This window comes from Pseudomonas sp. LBUM1643, from assembly GCF_059716215.1.
In genome coordinates this window covers 5776768-5793295 of sequence record NZ_CP166813.1, presented here as the reverse complement: position 1 = coordinate 5793295, position 16528 = coordinate 5776768, and the positions used below count along the sequence as shown (strand labels likewise).

The 16528-nt window shown below is 56.2% G+C and carries 19 protein-coding genes; 17 read left to right on the top strand and 2 right to left on the bottom strand.

Going from position 1 to position 16528, the window contains the following annotated elements:
- Positions 1–16: 16 nt before the first annotated feature.
- The 15 genes from rpsH to bfr all read left to right on the top strand — a co-directional run bounded on the left by rpsH (position 17) and on the right by bfr (position 9178).
- The gene (gene rpsH / locus ACA063_RS26200) at positions 17–409 is read left to right on the top strand and encodes a 30S ribosomal protein S8 (RefSeq protein WP_003186040.1); all 393 of its coding nucleotides are present in this window, start codon (positions 17–19) and stop codon (positions 407–409) included.
- 12 nt (positions 410–421) lie between these two features.
- Positions 422–955 carry a 50S ribosomal protein L6 gene (gene rplF, locus ACA063_RS26195; RefSeq protein ID WP_003176412.1) on the top strand — a complete coding sequence of 178 codons (534 nt, stop codon included), beginning with the start codon at positions 422–424 and terminating at the stop codon, positions 953–955.
- Positions 956–965: 10 nt separating this feature from the next.
- Positions 966–1316, top strand: a complete 351-nt coding sequence (gene rplR, locus ACA063_RS26190; RefSeq protein WP_003186037.1) for a 50S ribosomal protein L18 — start codon at positions 966–968, stop codon at positions 1314–1316.
- A 3-nt stretch (positions 1317–1319) separates the two neighbouring features.
- On the top strand, positions 1320–1820 hold the full coding sequence (gene rpsE, locus ACA063_RS26185) for a 30S ribosomal protein S5 (RefSeq protein ID WP_007943782.1): 501 nt from the start codon (positions 1320–1322) through the stop codon (positions 1818–1820).
- Positions 1821–1822: 2 nt separating this feature from the next.
- Positions 1823–1999, top strand: a complete 177-nt coding sequence (rpmD, locus tag ACA063_RS26180) for a 50S ribosomal protein L30 (RefSeq protein WP_003186033.1) — start codon at positions 1823–1825, stop codon at positions 1997–1999.
- Positions 2000–2002: 3 nt separating this feature from the next.
- On the top strand, positions 2003–2440 hold the full coding sequence (rplO, locus tag ACA063_RS26175) for a 50S ribosomal protein L15 (RefSeq protein ID WP_010467269.1): 438 nt from the start codon (positions 2003–2005) through the stop codon (positions 2438–2440).
- Positions 2441–3769, top strand: a complete 1329-nt coding sequence (gene secY, locus ACA063_RS26170; protein WP_008073883.1) for a preprotein translocase subunit SecY — start codon at positions 2441–2443, stop codon at positions 3767–3769.
- Positions 3770–3797: 28 nt separating this feature from the next.
- Entirely contained in the window at positions 3798–3914 is a 117-nt protein-coding gene (gene rpmJ / locus ACA063_RS26165) for a 50S ribosomal protein L36 (RefSeq protein ID WP_002555468.1), read from the top strand.
- A 129-nt stretch (positions 3915–4043) separates the two neighbouring features.
- Positions 4044–4400, top strand: coding sequence for a 30S ribosomal protein S13 (gene rpsM, locus ACA063_RS26160; protein ID WP_003186020.1), 357 nt, complete (start codon positions 4044–4046; stop codon positions 4398–4400).
- Positions 4401–4430: 30 nt separating this feature from the next.
- A complete protein-coding gene (gene rpsK, locus ACA063_RS26155) occupies positions 4431–4820 on the top strand; it encodes a 30S ribosomal protein S11 (protein WP_002555466.1) in 390 nt (129 codons plus the stop codon).
- 18 nt (positions 4821–4838) lie between these two features.
- Complete coding sequence (gene rpsD, locus ACA063_RS26150; RefSeq protein ID WP_003210056.1) at positions 4839–5459, top strand: 30S ribosomal protein S4; 621 nt, start codon at positions 4839–4841, stop codon at positions 5457–5459.
- A 22-nt stretch (positions 5460–5481) separates the two neighbouring features.
- A complete protein-coding gene (locus ACA063_RS26145) occupies positions 5482–6483 on the top strand; it encodes a DNA-directed RNA polymerase subunit alpha (protein ID WP_003186012.1) in 1002 nt (333 codons plus the stop codon).
- Between the two features lie 42 nt (positions 6484–6525).
- Positions 6526–6912, top strand: a complete 387-nt coding sequence (rplQ, locus tag ACA063_RS26140; protein WP_007896790.1) for a 50S ribosomal protein L17 — start codon at positions 6526–6528, stop codon at positions 6910–6912.
- Positions 6913–7109: 197 nt separating this feature from the next.
- Positions 7110–8564: a catalase gene (locus tag ACA063_RS26135; protein ID WP_497663912.1), complete on the top strand. Its 1455-nt coding sequence runs from the start codon at positions 7110–7112 to the stop codon at positions 8562–8564.
- Between the two features lie 149 nt (positions 8565–8713).
- The gene (gene bfr / locus ACA063_RS26130; RefSeq protein ID WP_007933692.1) at positions 8714–9178 is read left to right on the top strand and encodes a bacterioferritin; all 465 of its coding nucleotides are present in this window, start codon (positions 8714–8716) and stop codon (positions 9176–9178) included.
- Between the two features lie 62 nt (positions 9179–9240).
- Here the strand turns inward: bfr and uvrA are convergent, their stop codons facing one another.
- Positions 9241–12075, bottom strand: coding sequence for an excinuclease ABC subunit UvrA (uvrA, locus tag ACA063_RS26125; protein ID WP_162438845.1), 2835 nt, complete (start codon positions 12073–12075; stop codon positions 9241–9243).
- 191 nt (positions 12076–12266) lie between these two features.
- Here uvrA and ACA063_RS26120 point away from each other — a divergent pair, with 191 nt between their 5' ends.
- Complete coding sequence (locus ACA063_RS26120; protein ID WP_490147839.1) at positions 12267–13664, top strand: MFS transporter; 1398 nt, start codon at positions 12267–12269, stop codon at positions 13662–13664.
- A gap of 9 nt (positions 13665–13673) precedes the next feature.
- A complete protein-coding gene (locus ACA063_RS26115) occupies positions 13674–14210 on the top strand; it encodes a single-stranded DNA-binding protein (protein ID WP_162438847.1) in 537 nt (178 codons plus the stop codon).
- Between the two features lie 115 nt (positions 14211–14325).
- Here the strand turns inward: ACA063_RS26115 and ACA063_RS26110 are convergent, their stop codons facing one another.
- The gene (locus ACA063_RS26110; RefSeq protein ID WP_497663911.1) at positions 14326–16524 is read right to left on the bottom strand and encodes an OsmC domain/YcaO domain-containing protein; all 2199 of its coding nucleotides are present in this window, start codon (positions 16522–16524) and stop codon (positions 14326–14328) included.
- Positions 16525–16528: the final 4 nt, after the last annotated feature.

Here is a 16528-nt window from a genome sequence, read left to right as displayed (position 1 = left end):
TAGGAGCGTCTAGCCCATGAGTATGCAGGACCCGTTAGCGGACATGCTAACTCGAATCCGTAATGCCCAGATGGCTGAAAAGTCCGTCGTAAGCATGCCATCTTCTACTTTGAAGGTAGCTGTTGCCAAAGTCCTGAAGGACGAAGGTTACATTGCGGGTTATCAGATCAGCAGCGAAATCAAACCACTGCTGTCTATCGAGCTGAAATATTTCGAAGGCCGTCCGGTCATCGAAGAAGTGAAGCGCGTTAGCCGTCCAGGCCTGCGTCAGTACAAGTCCGTCGATGATCTGCCGAAAGTTCGTGGCGGTCTCGGTGTGTCTATCGTCTCCACCAACAAAGGTGTGATGACGGATCGTGCTGCGCGCGCTGCCGGTGTCGGCGGCGAAGTTCTTTGCACTGTGTTCTAAGGGGGGATAAGCATGTCACGCGTCGCTAAGAACCCCGTTAAGCTGCCAGCCGGTGTCGAAGTCAAATTCGCAGGCCAACAGCTTTCGGTGAAGGGTGCCAAAGGCACTCTCGAACTGAACATCCATTCGTCCGTTGAGATTGTTGAAGAAGCCGGTGAGCTGCGTTTTGCTGCTCGCAATGGCGATCAACAGACTCGCGCAATGGCTGGTACCACTCGTGCGTTGGTAAACAACATGGTCCAAGGCGTAAGCCAAGGCTTCGAGCGCAAGCTCCAGCTGGTCGGTGTTGGTTACAAAGCGCAAGCAAAAGGCACAGTGCTGAACCTGGCTCTTGGCTTCTCGCACCCAGTGGATTATGAACTGCCGGAAGGCATCACCGCTGAGACTCCTAGCCAGACCGATATCCTGATCAAGGGCATCGATAAGCAGCTGGTAGGTCAAGTGGCCGCCGAGATCCGCGACTTCCGTCCACCAGAGCCGTACAAAGGCAAAGGTGTGCGCTACGCGGACGAAGTCGTCCGTCGTAAAGAAGCCAAGAAGAAGTAGGGCATAGCAAATGACCGACAAAAAAGTTACTCGACTGCGTCGCGCTCGCAAAGCACGCCTGAAAATGCACGAACTCGAAGTCGTGCGTCTCTGCGTGTTCCGCTCGTCGCAGCACATTTACGCCCAGGTCATTTCGGCCGACGGCAACAAAGTCCTGGCATCTGCCTCGACTTTGGATAAAGAACTGCGTGATGGCGCCACTGGCAACATCGACGCGGCCACTAAGGTTGGCCAGCTGGTCGCTACGCGTGCTAAAGCCGCTGGCGTCTCGCAGGTGGCTTTCGACCGCTCTGGCTTCAAGTACCACGGCCGCGTCAAGGCGCTGGCTGATGCTGCTCGTGAAGCTGGGCTGGAGTTCTAAGTTATGTCAAATAACGACCAAAAGCGCGACGAAGGCTACATTGAGAAGCTGGTTCAAGTTAACCGCGTAGCCAAAACCGTTAAAGGCGGCCGTATCTTCACTTTCACCGCGTTGACCGTGGTTGGTGATGGTAAAGGGCGTGTTGGCTTCGGCCGTGGCAAGTCACGTGAAGTGCCTGCTGCGATCCAGAAGGCAATGGAAGCTGCTCGCCGTAACATGATCCAAGTTGACTTGAACGGCACTACCCTGCAGTACGCAATGAAGTCCGGTCACGGCGCTTCGAAGGTGTACATGCAGCCTGCTTCTGAAGGTACCGGTATCATCGCTGGCGGCGCTATGCGTGCTGTCCTCGAAGTTGCTGGTGTTCAGAACGTTCTGGCCAAGTGCTACGGCTCGACTAACCCGGTAAACGTGGTTCACGCCACTTTTAAAGGTTTGAAAGCTATGCAGTCTCCTGAATCCATTGCCGCCAAGCGTGGCAAAAGCGTCAAGGAGATCTTCTGATCATGGCTACCGTTAAAGTTACGCTGATCAAAAGCATGACCGGCCGCATCCCTAACCACAAACTGTGTGTTAAGGGTCTGGGTCTGCGTCGCATCGGTCACACTGTAGAAGTACTTGATACTCCCGAGAATCGCGGGATGATCAACAAGGCTTACTACATGCTGCGTGTCGAGGGTTAATCGATGAAACTCAATGATCTGAGTCCAGCGCCGGGTTCCCGTCGCGAAAAGCATCGTCCGGGCCGTGGTATCGGTAGTGGTTTGGGCAAGACCGGTGGCCGTGGCCACAAAGGTCAGTCCTCCCGCTCCGGTGGCACCATTGCTCCAGGCTTTGAAGGCGGTCAACAGCCGCTGCATCGTCGCCTGCCAAAGTTCGGTTTCGTTTCCCTGAAGGCCATGGATCGCGCAGAAGTGCGTTTGTCCGAGCTGGCTAAAGTGGAAGGCGACATCGTTACCGTGCAGTCCCTGAAAGATGCCAACGTGATCAACGTCAACGTTCAGCGTGTGAAAATCATGCTGTCCGGCGAAGTTACTCGCGCTGTTACCATCGGAAAGGGAATCGGCGCCACCAAAGGTGCGCGTTCGGCTATCGAAGCAGCTGGCGGCAAGTTCGAGGAATAAATGGCTAAGCAAGGTGCTCTCTCTGCGCTCGGCAAAGGCGGTATGTCTGAACTCTGGGCTCGTCTGCGTTTTCTGTTCCTGGCGATTATCGTCTACCGAATAGGCGCACACATCCCGGTTCCAGGTATCAACCCGGACCGACTCGCGGACCTGTTTCGACAGAATGAGGGGACCATTCTTAGCTTGTTCAACATGTTTTCTGGCGGCGCGCTGGAACGGATGAGCATCTTTGCACTGGGGATCATGCCGTACATTTCGGCATCGATCATCATGCAGCTGATGACCGCCGTCAGCCCGCAGCTCGAGCAGTTGAAGAAGGAAGGTGAAGCTGGGCGTCGCAAGATTGCCCAGTACACCCGCTACGGCACTGTCGTCCTCGCTCTGGTTCAGGCAATTGGCATGTCCATTGGTCTGGCAGGGCAGGGTGTTTCGTTCACTGGTGACTTTGGCTTCCATTTCGTCGCGGTATCCACTTTTGTGGCTGGTGCGATGTTCATGATGTGGCTGGGTGAGCAGATTACTGAGCGTGGTGTTGGCAACGGTATCTCGATGTTGATTTTCGCAGGTATCGTCGCCGGTCTTCCGAGAGCGATCGGGCAGTCTTTCGAGTCTGCGCGGCAGGGTGATATCAATATTTTCGCCCTGGTTGCCATCGGTTTGCTGGCAGTAGCGATTATCGGTTTTGTGGTGTTCATTGAGCGTGGTCAGCGTCGTATAGCTGTTCACTACGCCAAGCGTCAGCAGGGCCGCAAGGTTTTTGCTGCACAGACTAGCCACTTGCCGCTGAAGGTGAACATGGCCGGTGTTATTCCGGCTATTTTCGCGAGCAGCATTTTGCTGTTCCCGGCTTCGTTGGGTACCTGGTTTGGTCAGTCTGAAGGTATGGGCTGGCTGCAGGACATCTCGCAGTCGATCGCTCCTGGTCAGCCGTTGAATATTCTGCTGTTTAGTGCAGGGATTATTTTCTTCTGCTTCTTCTATACGGCGTTGATGTTCAATCCGAAAGACGTAGCGGAAAACCTGAAGAAGTCCGGTGCCTTTATTCCGGGTATCCGTCCAGGTGAGCAGTCTGCGCGCTACATTGATGGCGTTCTGACTCGTCTGACCCTGTTCGGTGCTCTATATATGACGGCCGTGTGCTTGTTGCCCCAGTTCCTGGTGGTTGCGGCAAACGTTCCGTTCTACCTTGGCGGGACCTCGTTGCTGATCGTCGTCGTGGTTGTGATGGACTTCATGTCCCAAGTACAATCGCACCTCGTTTCGCACCAGTACGAATCCCTGATGAAGAAAGCCAACCTGAAGGGCTACGGCAGCGGCATGCTTCGCTGAAGTACCCATAAGGTGAGAGGAGTTGGTGATGAAAGTTCGTGCATCGGTGAAAAAGCTGTGCCGTAACTGCAAGATTATTCGCCGCGAAGGTGTTGTTCGAGTAATTTGCAGCGCGGAACCGCGTCACAAACAGCGCCAAGGCTGAGTGTGATCCGCTTGAAGCCCGGCAGCTAGTGCGCTGCCGGGTTGATTATTTGTTATTACAGCGATATTATCTCGCGCCCTATTTCTTGGCTTCCGGGGCGTAGGTAGCTGTCAATTGGAGTCCCACTGAATGGCCCGTATTGCAGGCGTTAACATTCCAGATAACAAGCACACTGTTATCTCGCTGACCTACATCTATGGTGTTGGTCGCACTACTGCGCAGAAAATTTGCGCAGTGACTGGGGTAAACCCAGCCGCAAAGATCAAAGATCTGAGCGACGAGCAGATTGAACAGCTGCGTGGCGAAGTGGCGAAGTTCACCACTGAAGGTGACCTGCGTCGCGAAATCAACATGAAAATCAAGCGTTTGATGGACCTCGGTTGCTATCGCGGTCTGCGTCATCGTCGTGGTCTTCCAGTACGCGGTCAGCGTACCAAGACTAACGCGCGTACCCGTAAAGGTCCGCGTAAGCCGATCCGCAAGTAATCGCCCCAGCGAATCGACAGGAAAATTATCATGGCAAAACCTGCTGCTCGTCCTCGTAAAAAAGTTAAAAAGACAGTGGTTGATGGCATCGCCCACATCCATGCATCTTTTAACAACACAATCGTGACCATCACCGACCGTCAAGGTAACGCGCTTTCTTGGGCTACCTCCGGTGGTTCGGGTTTCCGCGGTTCCCGCAAGTCCACCCCGTTTGCTGCTCAAGTAGCTGCTGAACGTGCTGGTCAAGCTGCGCTGGAATACGGCCTGAAAAACCTCGACGTTAACGTCAAGGGTCCAGGTCCAGGTCGTGAGTCTGCTGTCCGTGCTTTGAACGGCTGTGGCTATAAGATCGCCAGCATCACCGACGTGACGCCAATCCCGCACAACGGGTGCCGTCCGCCGAAGAAGCGCCGCGTGTAATCCAGGAGATTGTAAAGAATGGCTCGTTACATTGGTCCAAAATGCAAACTCGCTCGTCGCGAAGGCACCGATCTCTTCCTGAAGAGCGGCGTGCGCGCGATCGAATCGAAGTGCAACATCGAAGCAGCACCTGGTATCCACGGCCAACGCCGCGGTCGCCAGTCCGATTACGGCACCCAACTGCGTGAAAAGCAGAAGGTCCGTCGTATCTACGGCGTTCTCGAGCGTCAATTCAGCGGCTACTACAAAGAAGCTGCTGGCAAGAAAGGTGCAACTGGCGAAAACCTGTTGCAACTGCTCGAATGCCGTCTGGACAACGTTGTATACCGTATGGGTTTTGGCTCTACTCGTGCCGAATCCCGTCAGCTGGTATCGCACAAATCCGTCAGCGTTAACGGTCAGACCGTAAACGTACCGTCTTACCAGGTTCGTGCTGGTGACGTGGTCGCGATCCGCGAGAAAGCAAAGAACCAACTTCGCATTGTCCAAGCTCTCGATCTGTGTGCCCAACGTGGCCGCGTAGAATGGGTAGAAGTAGACACTGAGAAGAAGTCGGGCGTTTTCAAGAACGTTCCTGCTCGCAGTGATCTGTCCGCCGACATCAACGAAAGCCTGATTGTCGAGCTCTACTCCAAGTAAGGGCTAGAAAATAGGTGCATCCATGCAGATTTCGGTAAATGAGTTCCTGACACCCCGCCATATTGATGTGCAGGTTGTCAGTCCAACCCGCGCCAAAATCACTCTCGAGCCTCTCGAGCGTGGTTTTGGCCACACCCTGGGCAACGCGCTGCGCCGCATCCTGTTGTCCTCAATGCCCGGCTGTGCAGTAGTCGAGGCCGAGATTGACGGTGTACTCCATGAGTACAGCGCCATCGAAGGCGTACAGGAAGACGTAATTGAAATCCTGTTGAACCTTAAAGGTCTGGCTATCAAGCTGCACGGTCGTGACGAAGTTACGCTGACCTTGTCGAAGAAGGGTTCGGGGGTGGTTACCGCTGCCGATATTCAGCTGGATCATGATGTCGAGATCGTTAACCCCGATCACGTAATCGCTAACCTGGCGTCTAACGGCGCCCTGAACATGAAGCTCACCGTAGCTCGTGGTCGTGGTTATGAACCGGCAGACTCGCGTCAGAGCGATGAAGACGAAAGCCGCAGCATCGGTCGCTTGCAGCTTGACTCTTCGTTCAGCCCGGTTCGCCGTATCGCATACGTGGTGGAAAACGCCCGTGTCGAGCAGCGTACTAACCTGGACAAGCTGGTTATTGATCTGGAAACCAACGGCACCCTGGATCCTGAAGAGGCTATCCGTCGCGCTGCAACCATTCTGCAACAGCAGTTGGCTGCGTTCGTCGACCTCAAAGGTGACAGTGAGCCAGTGGTTGTCGAGCAGGAAGACGAGATCGATCCGATCCTGCTTCGCCCGGTTGACGATCTGGAACTGACTGTACGTTCGGCTAACTGCCTTAAGGCGGAAAACATCTACTACATCGGTGACCTGATCCAGCGCACCGAAGTAGAGCTGTTGAAGACTCCGAACCTTGGCAAGAAATCCTTGACTGAAATCAAGGACGTTCTGGCCTCCCGCGGTCTGTCCCTCGGCATGCGCCTCGACAACTGGCCGCCTGCAAGTCTTAAGAAGGACGACAAGGCGACTGCCTGATCGTCGTAATCACCGAACGTTGTGTTTGGTAAGGAATGAACCATGCGTCATCGTAAAAGTGGTCGTCACCTGAGCCGCACCAGCTCGCACCGCAAGGCCATGTTTCAAAACATGGCGGTGTCGCTGTTCGAGCACGAGCTGATCAAAACTACACTGCCGAAAGCTAAAGAACTGCGTCGCGTTGCTGAGCCGCTGATCACTTTGGCCAAGACAGACAGCCTGGCTAACCGCCGTCTGGCTTTCGACCGTACTCGTTCGAAAGCTATCGTTGGTAAGCTCTTCAACGACCTGGGCAAGCGTTACGCTACCCGTGAGGGTGGCTACCTGCGCATCCTCAAGTGCGGCTTCCGCACTGGTGACAACGCGCCTATGGCGTACGTTGAGTTGGTTGATCGTCCAGTTGGCGGTGAAGCTGTATCCGCTGAGTAAGACGTCAGTCTGAAACGAAGAACCGGGCCTAGTGCCCGGTTTTTTGTGCGCTCGAAAATGTCGGCCGAGCCCCCACTCGTTAGAAAAAATCTATCGCTATGCATGGGTTAATGAATTTGTACGTGTAACGTTCGTGGTCGATACTCTCCTCTAGCCGATCAGCGGTAGTTCGTAGACAGAAAGAGGAAGAGATATCAATGAGCCAAAATAAAACCCTTACCACCGCCAGTGGCGCTCCAGTCGCCGATAATCAGAATTCCCGCTCTGCCGGCCCACGCGGACCGCTGTTGCTTGATGATTTCCATCTTATCGAGAAGCTCGCTCACTTCAATCGTGAGAACATTCCTGAGCGGCGAGTGCACGCAAAAGGCTCGGGTGCTTACGGCACATTTACGGTGACTCGTGACATAACCGAGTACACCAGCGCCAAGCTGTTTGAGTCCGTCGGTAAGCAAACCCCAACCTTCCTGCGTTTTTCTACCGTGGGTGGTGAGCGCGGTTCCGCCGACACAGAGCGCGATCCACGTGGATTTGCGTTGAAGTTCTACACCGAAGAAGGCAATTGGGACATTGTCGGCAACAACACGCCGGTGTTCTTCATCCGTGATCCGCTCAAATTCCCTGACTTTATCCACACCCAAAAGCGCCTGCCGCACAGCAACCTGAAAAGCGCGCAGATGATGTGGGATTTCTGGTCGCACTCGCCGGAGGCGTTGCACCAGGTCACTATTCTGTTCTCGGACCGTGGTATCCCCGACGGATACCGTCATATGCACGGCTTCGGTAGCCATACCTACAGCCTGATTAATGCCAACGGCGAGCGGCACTGGGTGAAATGGCACTACAAGACCAAGCAGGGGATCAAGAACCTGGCGCCGGCTGACGCTGCACGTCTGGCGGGTACCGATCCGGATTACGCTCAGCGGGATCTGTTCGGTGCGATCGAGCGCGGTGACTTCCCGAAATGGCGCGTCTGCATTCAGATCATGACCGAGGCCCAGGCTGCTACTCACTACGAGAATCCGTTCGACGTGACCAAGACCTGGTCGCAGAAAGAGTTTCCGTTGATTGAAGTCGGCGAACTTGAACTGAACCGTAATCCACAGAACTATTTTGCGGAAGTCGAGCAAGCCGCTTTTGGCCCGAGCAATATGGTTCCGGGTGTCGGGCTGTCGCCAGATCGTATGCTGCAAGGGCGTGTTTTCGCTTACGCAGATGCCCACCGGTACCGCATCGGCACCAACCACCAGCAACTGCCGGTGAATGCCCCACATAGCCCGGTGAACAGCTACCAGCGTGACGGTTCGATGGCATTCGGCAGCAACGGCGGCAGTGCGCCGAATTACGAGCCAAACAGCTACATCGAGTCGCCAAAACAGGCCCCTCGTTATGCTGAGCCTGCGTTGGCATTGAACGGCGCCGCGGACCGTTACGACCATCGCGAAGACACCGATTACTACAGCCATGCCGGTGCGCTGTTCCGCTTGATGAGTGATGAGCAGAAAACCCTGCTGATCAACAACATTGCCGGAGCGATGGCAGGGGTTTCAAGCGACGTGGTTGATCGCCAGTTGCAGCATTTCTTCAAGGCCGATCCGGCGTATGGAGAAGCAATCGCAAAGGCACTCAACGTACAGATTAACGAAGTCTAAACGAGAAGCAGAACCGCCCTCATTTGGGCGGTTTTTGCGCTATTTAAACTACTTTTCTCAGAATATCTTCGCTTTTATCGCGTAAACGGAGTGACCAAACAGTCGCCTTGGTTCAAACTACAGACTTTCAAGCAGGGAGATGTAGGGCGATGCAAGGCCACCCAGACGTTATCGATTACCTCAACACGTTGCTGACCGGCGAGCTGGCGGCGCGTGATCAGTATTTCATCCACTCGCGGATGTACGAGGACTGGGGTTTCACCGAGCTCTACGAACGTATCAACCATGAAATGGAAGAAGAAGCACAGCACGCTGACGCGCTGATGCGTCGGATCCTGATGCTTGAAGGCACGCCGCGCATGCGTCCGGACGACCTGGATGTCGGCACAACCGTGCCTGATATGCTCGCCGCCGATCTACGCCTTGAATACAAAGTCCGCGCTGCTCTCTGCAAGGGCATTGAGCTTTGCGAGTTGCACAAAGATTACGTAAGCCGCGAGATCCTGCGCATTCAGCTCAACGACACCGAAGAAGATCACACCTACTGGCTGGAAAAACAGCTGGGTTTGATCAAGTTGATCGGTCTCGAGAACTACCTGCAATCGCAGTTTTAATCAGCTACAAAAAAAAGCCCCTGTCACTGATGAAGTGACAGGGGCTTTTTTATGGGGCCGGATCAGTCCCGGTCGCGAGCCAGGAGCGGCTTGAGGTAGAAGCCAGTGTGCGACTGCTTCATCTCAGAGACTTCTTCCGGCGTACCAACGGCAATGATCTGCCCACCTTTGGAGCCACCCTCGGGTCCAAGGTCCACCAGCCAGTCGGCCGTTTTGATCACGTCAAGGTTGTGCTCGATCACCACCACAGTATTGCCGTGGTCGCGCAGTCTGTGCAGTACATCGAGCAGCTGCTGGATGTCTGCGAAGTGCAGGCCAGTGGTTGGCTCATCGAGGATGTACAACGTCTTGCCGGTATCGCGTTTGGAGAGCTCGCGAGACAGTTTTACCCGTTGCGCTTCACCACCAGACAATGTGGTCGCCGATTGCCCCAGCTTGATGTACGACAGGCCAACATCCATTAACGTCTGAAGCTTGCGCGCCAGCGCCGGAACCGCGTCGAAGAACACTCGTGCTTCCTCGATGGTCATCTCGAGGGTCTCGTGAATGCTCTTGCCCTTGTATTTGATCTCAAGGGTTTCGCGGTTGTAGCGCTTGCTCTTGCAGACGTCGCACGGCACATAGATGTCCGGCAGAAAGTGCATTTCGACCTTGATCAGACCATCGCCCTGACACGCTTCGCAACGACCGCCTTTCACGTTGAAGGAGAATCGCCCCGGACCATATCCACGGGAACGGGACTCCGGCACGCCGGCGAACAATTCGCGAATCGGTGTGAACAAGCCGGTGTACGTCGCCGGGTTTGAGCGCGGCGTACGACCAATCGGGCTCTGGTCAATGTCGACCACCTTGTCCAGGTGCTCCAGACCCTTGATGCTGTCGTGTGCGGCAGCCTCGAGCGTCGTTGCGCCATTGAGTGCCGTGGCGCTCAGGGGAAACAGCGTGTTGTTGATAAGCGTCGACTTGCCCGAGCCGGATACGCCGGTGACGCAGGTCAGCAGACCAATCGGAATATCCAGATCGACATTGCGCAAATTGTTGCCGCGCGCGCCTTTCAAGGACAAAGACAGCTTTTTGTTGCGCGGCGTACGCTTGGCTGGAACCGCAATCTTGACCCGGCCCGACAGGTATTTACCAGTCAGCGAATCAGGGTGAGCCATGACTTCGGCTGGCGTGCCTTCGGCAACGATATGTCCACCGTGAACGCCAGCACCCGGGCCAATGTCCACCACATAGTCGGCAAGACGAATGGCATCTTCGTCGTGTTCGACCACGATGACCGTATTGCCAATGTCCCGCAGGTGCTTGAGCGTACCGAGCAAACGATCGTTGTCGCGCTGGTGCAGGCCGATCGACGGCTCATCGAGAATGTACAGGACACCCACCAGCCCGGCGCCAATCTGACTGGCCAGGCGGATTCGTTGAGCTTCACCGCCGGATAGGGTATCCGCGCTGCGATCCAGCGACAGATAATCCAGGCCTACGTTGACCAGGAACTGCAGGCGCTCGCGAATTTCCTTGAGGATCTTGTCGGCGATTTCGCCGCGGCGGCCCGTCAATTTCAGTCCGCCGAAGTACTCGCATGCATCACCGATCGGCAGGTTGGTGACTGCCGGAAGCGTCTTCTCACCTACCCAGACGTGCCGCGCCTCGCGACGCAGACGGGTGCCACGGCAATCCGGGCAAGGCTGGGTGCTGAGGAACTTGGCCAGCTCTTCGCGTACCGAAGCCGATTCGGTTTCGCGGTAGCGACGTTCCAGGTTCGGCACGATACCTTCGAACGGGTGCGAACGTTTGACGATGTCGCCACGGTCGTTCAGGTACTTGAAGTCGACATTCTGCGAACCGCTGCCATGCAGGATGTACTTCTGCTGATCGGCCGGCAGTTCATTGAATGGCACTTCCAGGCTGAACTTGTAGTGAGACGCCAGCGACCCGAGCATCTGGAAGTAATAGACGTTGCGCCTGTCCCAGCCGCGTATCGCACCCTCGGCCAGTGTCAGGTCTCCATTGACCAGTCGCTTGATATCAAAAAACTGCTTCACCCCAAGGCCATCGCACGTCGGGCAGGCGCCAGCCGGGTTGTTGAAGGAAAACAGCTTGGGCTCAAGCTCACTGATCGCATGACCGCAAATCGGGCAGGCGAAGCGCGCGGAGAAGATCATCTCTTCGCCAGGCTCGTCGTCCATCGGAGCAACCAGTGCAATGCCATCCGCCAGTTTCAGCGCGGTCTCGAACGACTCGGCGAGGCGCTGCTGTAGATCGGCGCGAACCTTGAAGCGGTCAACCACGACATCAATCGAATGCTTCTTCTGTTTATCAAGTTTCGGCAGCTCGTCCAGCTCGCAAAGCCGGCCATTGATTCGTGCGCGGACGAAGCCTTGGGCGCGCAGCTCTTCGAAGACCGACAGATGTTCGCCTTTACGCTCGCGAATCACCGGCGCTAACAGCATAAGCTTGCTGCCTTCCGGCTGGGCGAGCACCAGGTCGACCATCTGGCTGACAGTCTGTGCTTCCAGCGGAATATCGTGATCCGGGCAACGCGGAATACCCACGCGAGCGTAGAGCAGGCGCAGGTAGTCGTAGATTTCGGTGATGGTGCCGACGGTGGAGCGTGGGTTATGCGAGGTCGACTTCTGTTCGATGGAGATTGCCGGCGACAAACCTTCGATAGTGTCGACGTCAGGCTTCTCCATCATCGACAGGAATTGTCGCGCGTAGGCGGACAGCGATTCGACGTAGCGGCGCTGGCCTTCGGCGTACAACGTGTCAAATGCCAGGGACGACTTGCCGGATCCGGACAGGCCGGTGATGACGATCAGTTTGTCCCGTGGCAGGGTCAGGTCGATGTTCTTCAGGTTGTGGGTTCGGGCCCCACGAATCAGGATCTTGTCCAAAGTGGCCTCGCTTGGCGGGCGTCGAAAACGTAGGAGTATACGGCCAAATACTGGATGGATGCACACTATCAAACGAGCGGATTGTTGTCTTACATGAAGAGTCTGTCAGCAGAGCGCGGCAAAGCGTCGCGATATACCCTGTCAATCGATGGGACTGGTAGAATCGCCGCCGGTTCACATGAGGTTTATCCATGCACGATCCCCACAGCGAACGCATGAGTGGCAGTGAGACCCGCGCAGCAAGCGGTCTGGCCCTGGTGTTCGCCTTCCGTATGCTTGGCATGTTCATGGTGTTGCCGGTTTTGGCGACCTATGGGATGGATCTGGCAGGCGCGACCCCGGCTCTTATCGGGCTGGCGATTGGCGCTTACGGCCTGACCCAGGCGATTTTCCAGATTCCTTTCGGTTTCATTTCCGACCGCATCGGGCGACGTCCGGTGATTTACCTGGGGCTGATCATTTTCGCCCTGGGCAGTGTATTGGCCGCTAATGCGGATTCGATCTGGGGAGTTATTGCCGGACGAATCCTGCAAGGTGCCGGTGCCATTTCTGCAGCGGTCATGGCTCTGCTGTCGGACTTGACCCGGGAACAACACCGCACGAAAGCCATGGCGATGATTGGCATGACCATCGGCTTGTCGTTCGCTGTCGCCATGGTCGTAGGGCCATTGCTGACCCGCGCCTTTGGCCTGTCGGGACTATTCCTCGCCACGGGCGGTATGGCACTGATCGGCATCGTCATCGTGATGTTCATGGTGCCTCGCGCCACCGGGCCGTTGCAGCATCGTGAATCCGGTGTTGCGCGACAGGCGCTGTTGCCGACGCTCAAACATCCGGATCTGTTGCGTCTGGACCTGGGCATTTTTGTGTTGCACGCGATGTTGATGTCGAGCTTCGTCGCCTTGCCGTTGGCGCTGGTCGAAAAAGCCGGCCTGCCCAAGGAGCAGCACTGGTGGGTGTACCTGACCGCGCTGCTGATTTCTTTCTTCGCCATGATCCCGTTCATTATCTATGGCGAGAAGAAACGCAAAATGAAACGAGTTTTACTCGGCGCCGTCGTGACGCTGATGCTCACTGAGCTATTCTTCTGGCAGTTCGGCGATAGCTTGCGGGCTCTGGTGATTGGTACGGTGGTGTTCTTCACCGCGTTCAACCTGCTGGAAGCTTCGTTGCCATCGTTGATCAGCAAGGTTTCACCGGCAGGCGGCAAGGGCACGGCAATGGGGGTTTATTCCACCAGTCAGTTCCTGGGTTCGGCGTTGGGCGGGATCATGGGCGGGTGGATGTTCCAGCATGGCGGTTTGTCGGTTGTGTTCCTTGGATGCGCCGGGCTGGCTGCCCTCTGGTTAGCCTTTGCTGTTACCATGCGCGAACCTCCCTACGTGACGAGCCTGCGCTTGCCGTTGTCGCCCGAAGCGATCCGCGAAGCGGGTCTGGTCGAGCGCCTGTTGGCCGTCGTAGGGGTAACAGATGCAGTCGTGGTCGCTGATGAAGCGGCCATTTACATCAAATTGGACACCGAACTATTGGATCGCACCACCCTTGAGCGCCTGGTGAACAACCCGGCCTCGACAGCGTGCGAAGCCTAGGAGAACGTTATGGCCCGTGGGGTTAACAAAGTCATATTGGTCGGCACTTGCGGCCAGGATCCCGAAGTTCGCTACTTGCCTAACGGTAACGCCGTGACCAACCTGAGTCTGGCGACCAGCGAACAGTGGACTGACAAGCAAACCGGTCAGAAGGTCGAGAAGACCGAATGGCACCGTGTATCGATGTTCGGCAAAGTAGCCGAAATCGCCGGCGAATACCTGCGTAAAGGTTCGCAGGTGTACATCGAAGGCAAGCTGCAAACCCGCGAGTGGGAAAAAGACGGTATCAAGCGTTACACCACCGAAATCGTGGTCGACATGCAAGGCACCATGCAACTGCTAGGCGGCCGTCCACAACAGGGCGACCAACAAGGCGGGGGCAATAACTACCAGCAGTCCGCTCCGGCACCGCGCCAGCAGGCTCCGCGCCCACAGCAGTCGGCACCGCAGCAGTCCGCCCCACAACAGTCGCGTCCGGCTCCTCAGCAGGCTGCGCCGCAACCGGCTCCGGATTTCGACAGCTTCGATGACGATATCCCGTTCTAGGATACAGCCTGGACTTGTTTGTAAGGTCTAGCCTCGAAACCCCCGATCAGTCCTCTCGACTGGTCGGGGGTTTTCTTTTGTGCGCCCTTTTTGCAGGAGCGTCCGTGCGGCGTTCCTACTGAGCAGTCACATTCGCCCGCGCCGTGTGCAGTTTCTTGTAGCTGTCGATCAGGCGCAGGTGCCTGTCGAGCCCTTCCAGCTTCATGCTGGTCGGCGTCAAGCCATGGAAGCGAACGCTGCCATCCACCGATCCGATCGCTGCGTCCATGCGCTCGTTACCAAACATCCGGCGGAAATTAGCCTCGTAGTCTTCCAGTTCCAGGTCTTCGTCCAGCTTCATCTCCAACACGGCATTGATAGCCTGATAGAACAAGCCACGCTCGACCGTGTTGTCGTTGTATTGCAGGAACATCTCCACCGCTTCCTTCGCCTCTTCAAATTGCTGCAGGGCGAGATAAATCAGCAGCTTCAACTCCAGGATCGTCAGCTGTCCCCAAGCCGTGTTGTCGTCAAACTCGATGCCGATCAAGGAAGTGATGTCGGTGTAGTCGTCGAGCTCACTTTCCACCAGACGCTCAGCCAGCGCTCGCAGCTCCTCTTCGTCCAGACGATGCAGGTTCAGGATGTCGGCGCGGAAGAACAGCGCTTTGTTGGTGTTATCCCAGATCAGGTCATCTACGGGATAGATTTCCGAATAGTCCGGCACCAGAATGCGGCACGCCGTCGCGCCGATGTGTTCGTACACCGCCATGTACACTTCCTTGCCCATGCCTTCGAGAATGCCGAACAAGGTCGCGGCTTCTTCGACATTCGAGTTTTCGCCCTGGCCAGAGAAATCCCACTCGACAAACTCGTAGTCCGATTTCGAGCTGAAGAAGCGCCACGACACCACGCCGCTAGAGTCGATAAAGTGCTCGACGAAGTTGTTCGGCTCGGTCACTGCATGACCTTCAAACGTCGGCTGTGGCAGGTCGTTGAGACCTTCGAAGCTGCGGCCCTGAAGCAATTCGGTCAGGCTGCGTTCCAGCGCCACTTCCAGGCTCGGGTGCGCGCCGAACGAGGCGAATACGCCGCCGGTACGCGGGTTCATCAGCGTGACGCACATCACCGGGAATTCACCGCCCAGGGACGCATCCTTGACCAGCACGGGGAACCCTTGCTCTTCCAGTGCCTGAATACCGGCCAGAATCCCGGGAAACTTCGCCAAAACATCGGCCGGCACATCCGGCAGGGCAAATTCACCCTCGATGATTTCGCGTTTTACCGCGCGCTCGAAGATCTCCGACAGGCACTGCACCTGGGCTTCGGCGAGCGTATTACCGGCACTCATGCCGTTGCTCAGGAAAAGGTTTTCAATCAGGTTGGACGGGAAGTACACCACCTCACCGTCCGAACGCCGCACGTACGGCAGCGAGCAGATACCTCGCTCCTCATTGCCCGAGTTGGTATCGATCAAATGGGAGCCACGCAACTCGCCGTCGCGGTTGTAAATCTTCAGGCAGTACTCATCGAGAATTTCAGTCGGCAGCGCATCTTTACGGCCCGGCTTGAACCAGCGTTCGTCCGGGTAGTGCACAAATGCTGCATTGGCGATGTCTTCGCCCCAGAACTGGTCGTTGTAGAAGAAGTTGCAGTTGAGTCGCTCGATAAACTCGCCCAATGCCGACGCCAGCGCGCCTTCCTTCGTCGCGCCCTTGCCGTTGGTGAAGCACATCGGCGAATGCGCATCGCGGATATGCAACGACCACACGTTAGGCACGATATTGCGCCACGAGGCGATTTCAATCTTCATGCCCAGGTCAGCGAGGATGGCCGACATGTTCGCGATGGTCTGCTCAAGTGGCAGATCCTTGCCGGCAATATAGGTGCTCGCCTCTGAGCTGGACGCTGGCATCAGCAACGCCTGAGCGTCGGCGTCGAGGTTTTCCACCTCTTCGATCACAAACTCAGGGCCTGCCTGCACCACTTTTTTCACGGTGCAACGGTCGATGGAACGCAGAATGCCCAGACGATCCTTCTCGGAAATGTCTGCCGGCAGCTCGACCTGGATCTTGAAAATCTGGTTGTAGCGGTTTTCCGGGTCAACAATGTTGTTCTGTGACAGGCGGATATTGTCGGTGGGTATGTTGCGCGTGCTGCAGTACAACTTTACAAAGTACGCCGCGCACAACGCCGACGAAGCGAGGAAGTAGTCGAACGGGCCCGGTGCCGAGCCATCGCCCTTGTAGCGGATAGGTTGATCAGCCACCACCGTGAAGTCATCGAACTTGGCTTCAAGTCGAAGGTTGTCGAGAAAGTTGACCTTGATTTCCATGGGG

Bases quoted from the DNA above. Each gene is read 5' to 3' on its own strand.
- rplO (WP_010467269.1), top strand. From the start codon at position 2,003: ATGAAACTCAATGATCTGAGTCCAGCGCCGGGTTCCCGTCGCGAAAAG.
- rplR (WP_003186037.1), top strand. From the start codon at position 966: ATGACCGACAAAAAAGTTACTCGACTGCGTCGCGCTCGCAAAGCACGC.
- ACA063_RS26135 (WP_497663912.1), top strand. From the start codon at position 7,110: ATGAGCCAAAATAAAACCCTTACCACCGCCAGTGGCGCTCCAGTCGCC.
- rplF (WP_003176412.1), top strand. From the start codon at position 422: ATGTCACGCGTCGCTAAGAACCCCGTTAAGCTGCCAGCCGGTGTCGAA.
- ACA063_RS26115 (WP_162438847.1), top strand. From the start codon at position 13,674: ATGGCCCGTGGGGTTAACAAAGTCATATTGGTCGGCACTTGCGGCCAG.
- ACA063_RS26110 (WP_497663911.1), bottom strand. From the start codon at position 16,524: ATGGAAATCAAGGTCAACTTTCTCGACAACCTTCGACTTGAAGCCAAG.
- ACA063_RS26120 (WP_490147839.1), top strand. From the start codon at position 12,267: ATGCACGATCCCCACAGCGAACGCATGAGTGGCAGTGAGACCCGCGCA.
- rpsM (WP_003186020.1), top strand. From the start codon at position 4,044: ATGGCCCGTATTGCAGGCGTTAACATTCCAGATAACAAGCACACTGTT.
- rpsK (WP_002555466.1), top strand. From the start codon at position 4,431: ATGGCAAAACCTGCTGCTCGTCCTCGTAAAAAAGTTAAAAAGACAGTG.
- bfr (WP_007933692.1), top strand. From the start codon at position 8,714: ATGCAAGGCCACCCAGACGTTATCGATTACCTCAACACGTTGCTGACC.
- rpsD (WP_003210056.1), top strand. From the start codon at position 4,839: ATGGCTCGTTACATTGGTCCAAAATGCAAACTCGCTCGTCGCGAAGGC.
- rpmD (WP_003186033.1), top strand. From the start codon at position 1,823: ATGGCTACCGTTAAAGTTACGCTGATCAAAAGCATGACCGGCCGCATC.
- ACA063_RS26145 (WP_003186012.1), top strand. From the start codon at position 5,482: ATGCAGATTTCGGTAAATGAGTTCCTGACACCCCGCCATATTGATGTG.
- rpmJ (WP_002555468.1), top strand. From the start codon at position 3,798: ATGAAAGTTCGTGCATCGGTGAAAAAGCTGTGCCGTAACTGCAAGATT.
- rplQ (WP_007896790.1), top strand. From the start codon at position 6,526: ATGCGTCATCGTAAAAGTGGTCGTCACCTGAGCCGCACCAGCTCGCAC.
- rpsE (WP_007943782.1), top strand. From the start codon at position 1,320: ATGTCAAATAACGACCAAAAGCGCGACGAAGGCTACATTGAGAAGCTG.
- rpsH (WP_003186040.1), top strand. From the start codon at position 17: ATGAGTATGCAGGACCCGTTAGCGGACATGCTAACTCGAATCCGTAAT.
- secY (WP_008073883.1), top strand. From the start codon at position 2,441: ATGGCTAAGCAAGGTGCTCTCTCTGCGCTCGGCAAAGGCGGTATGTCT.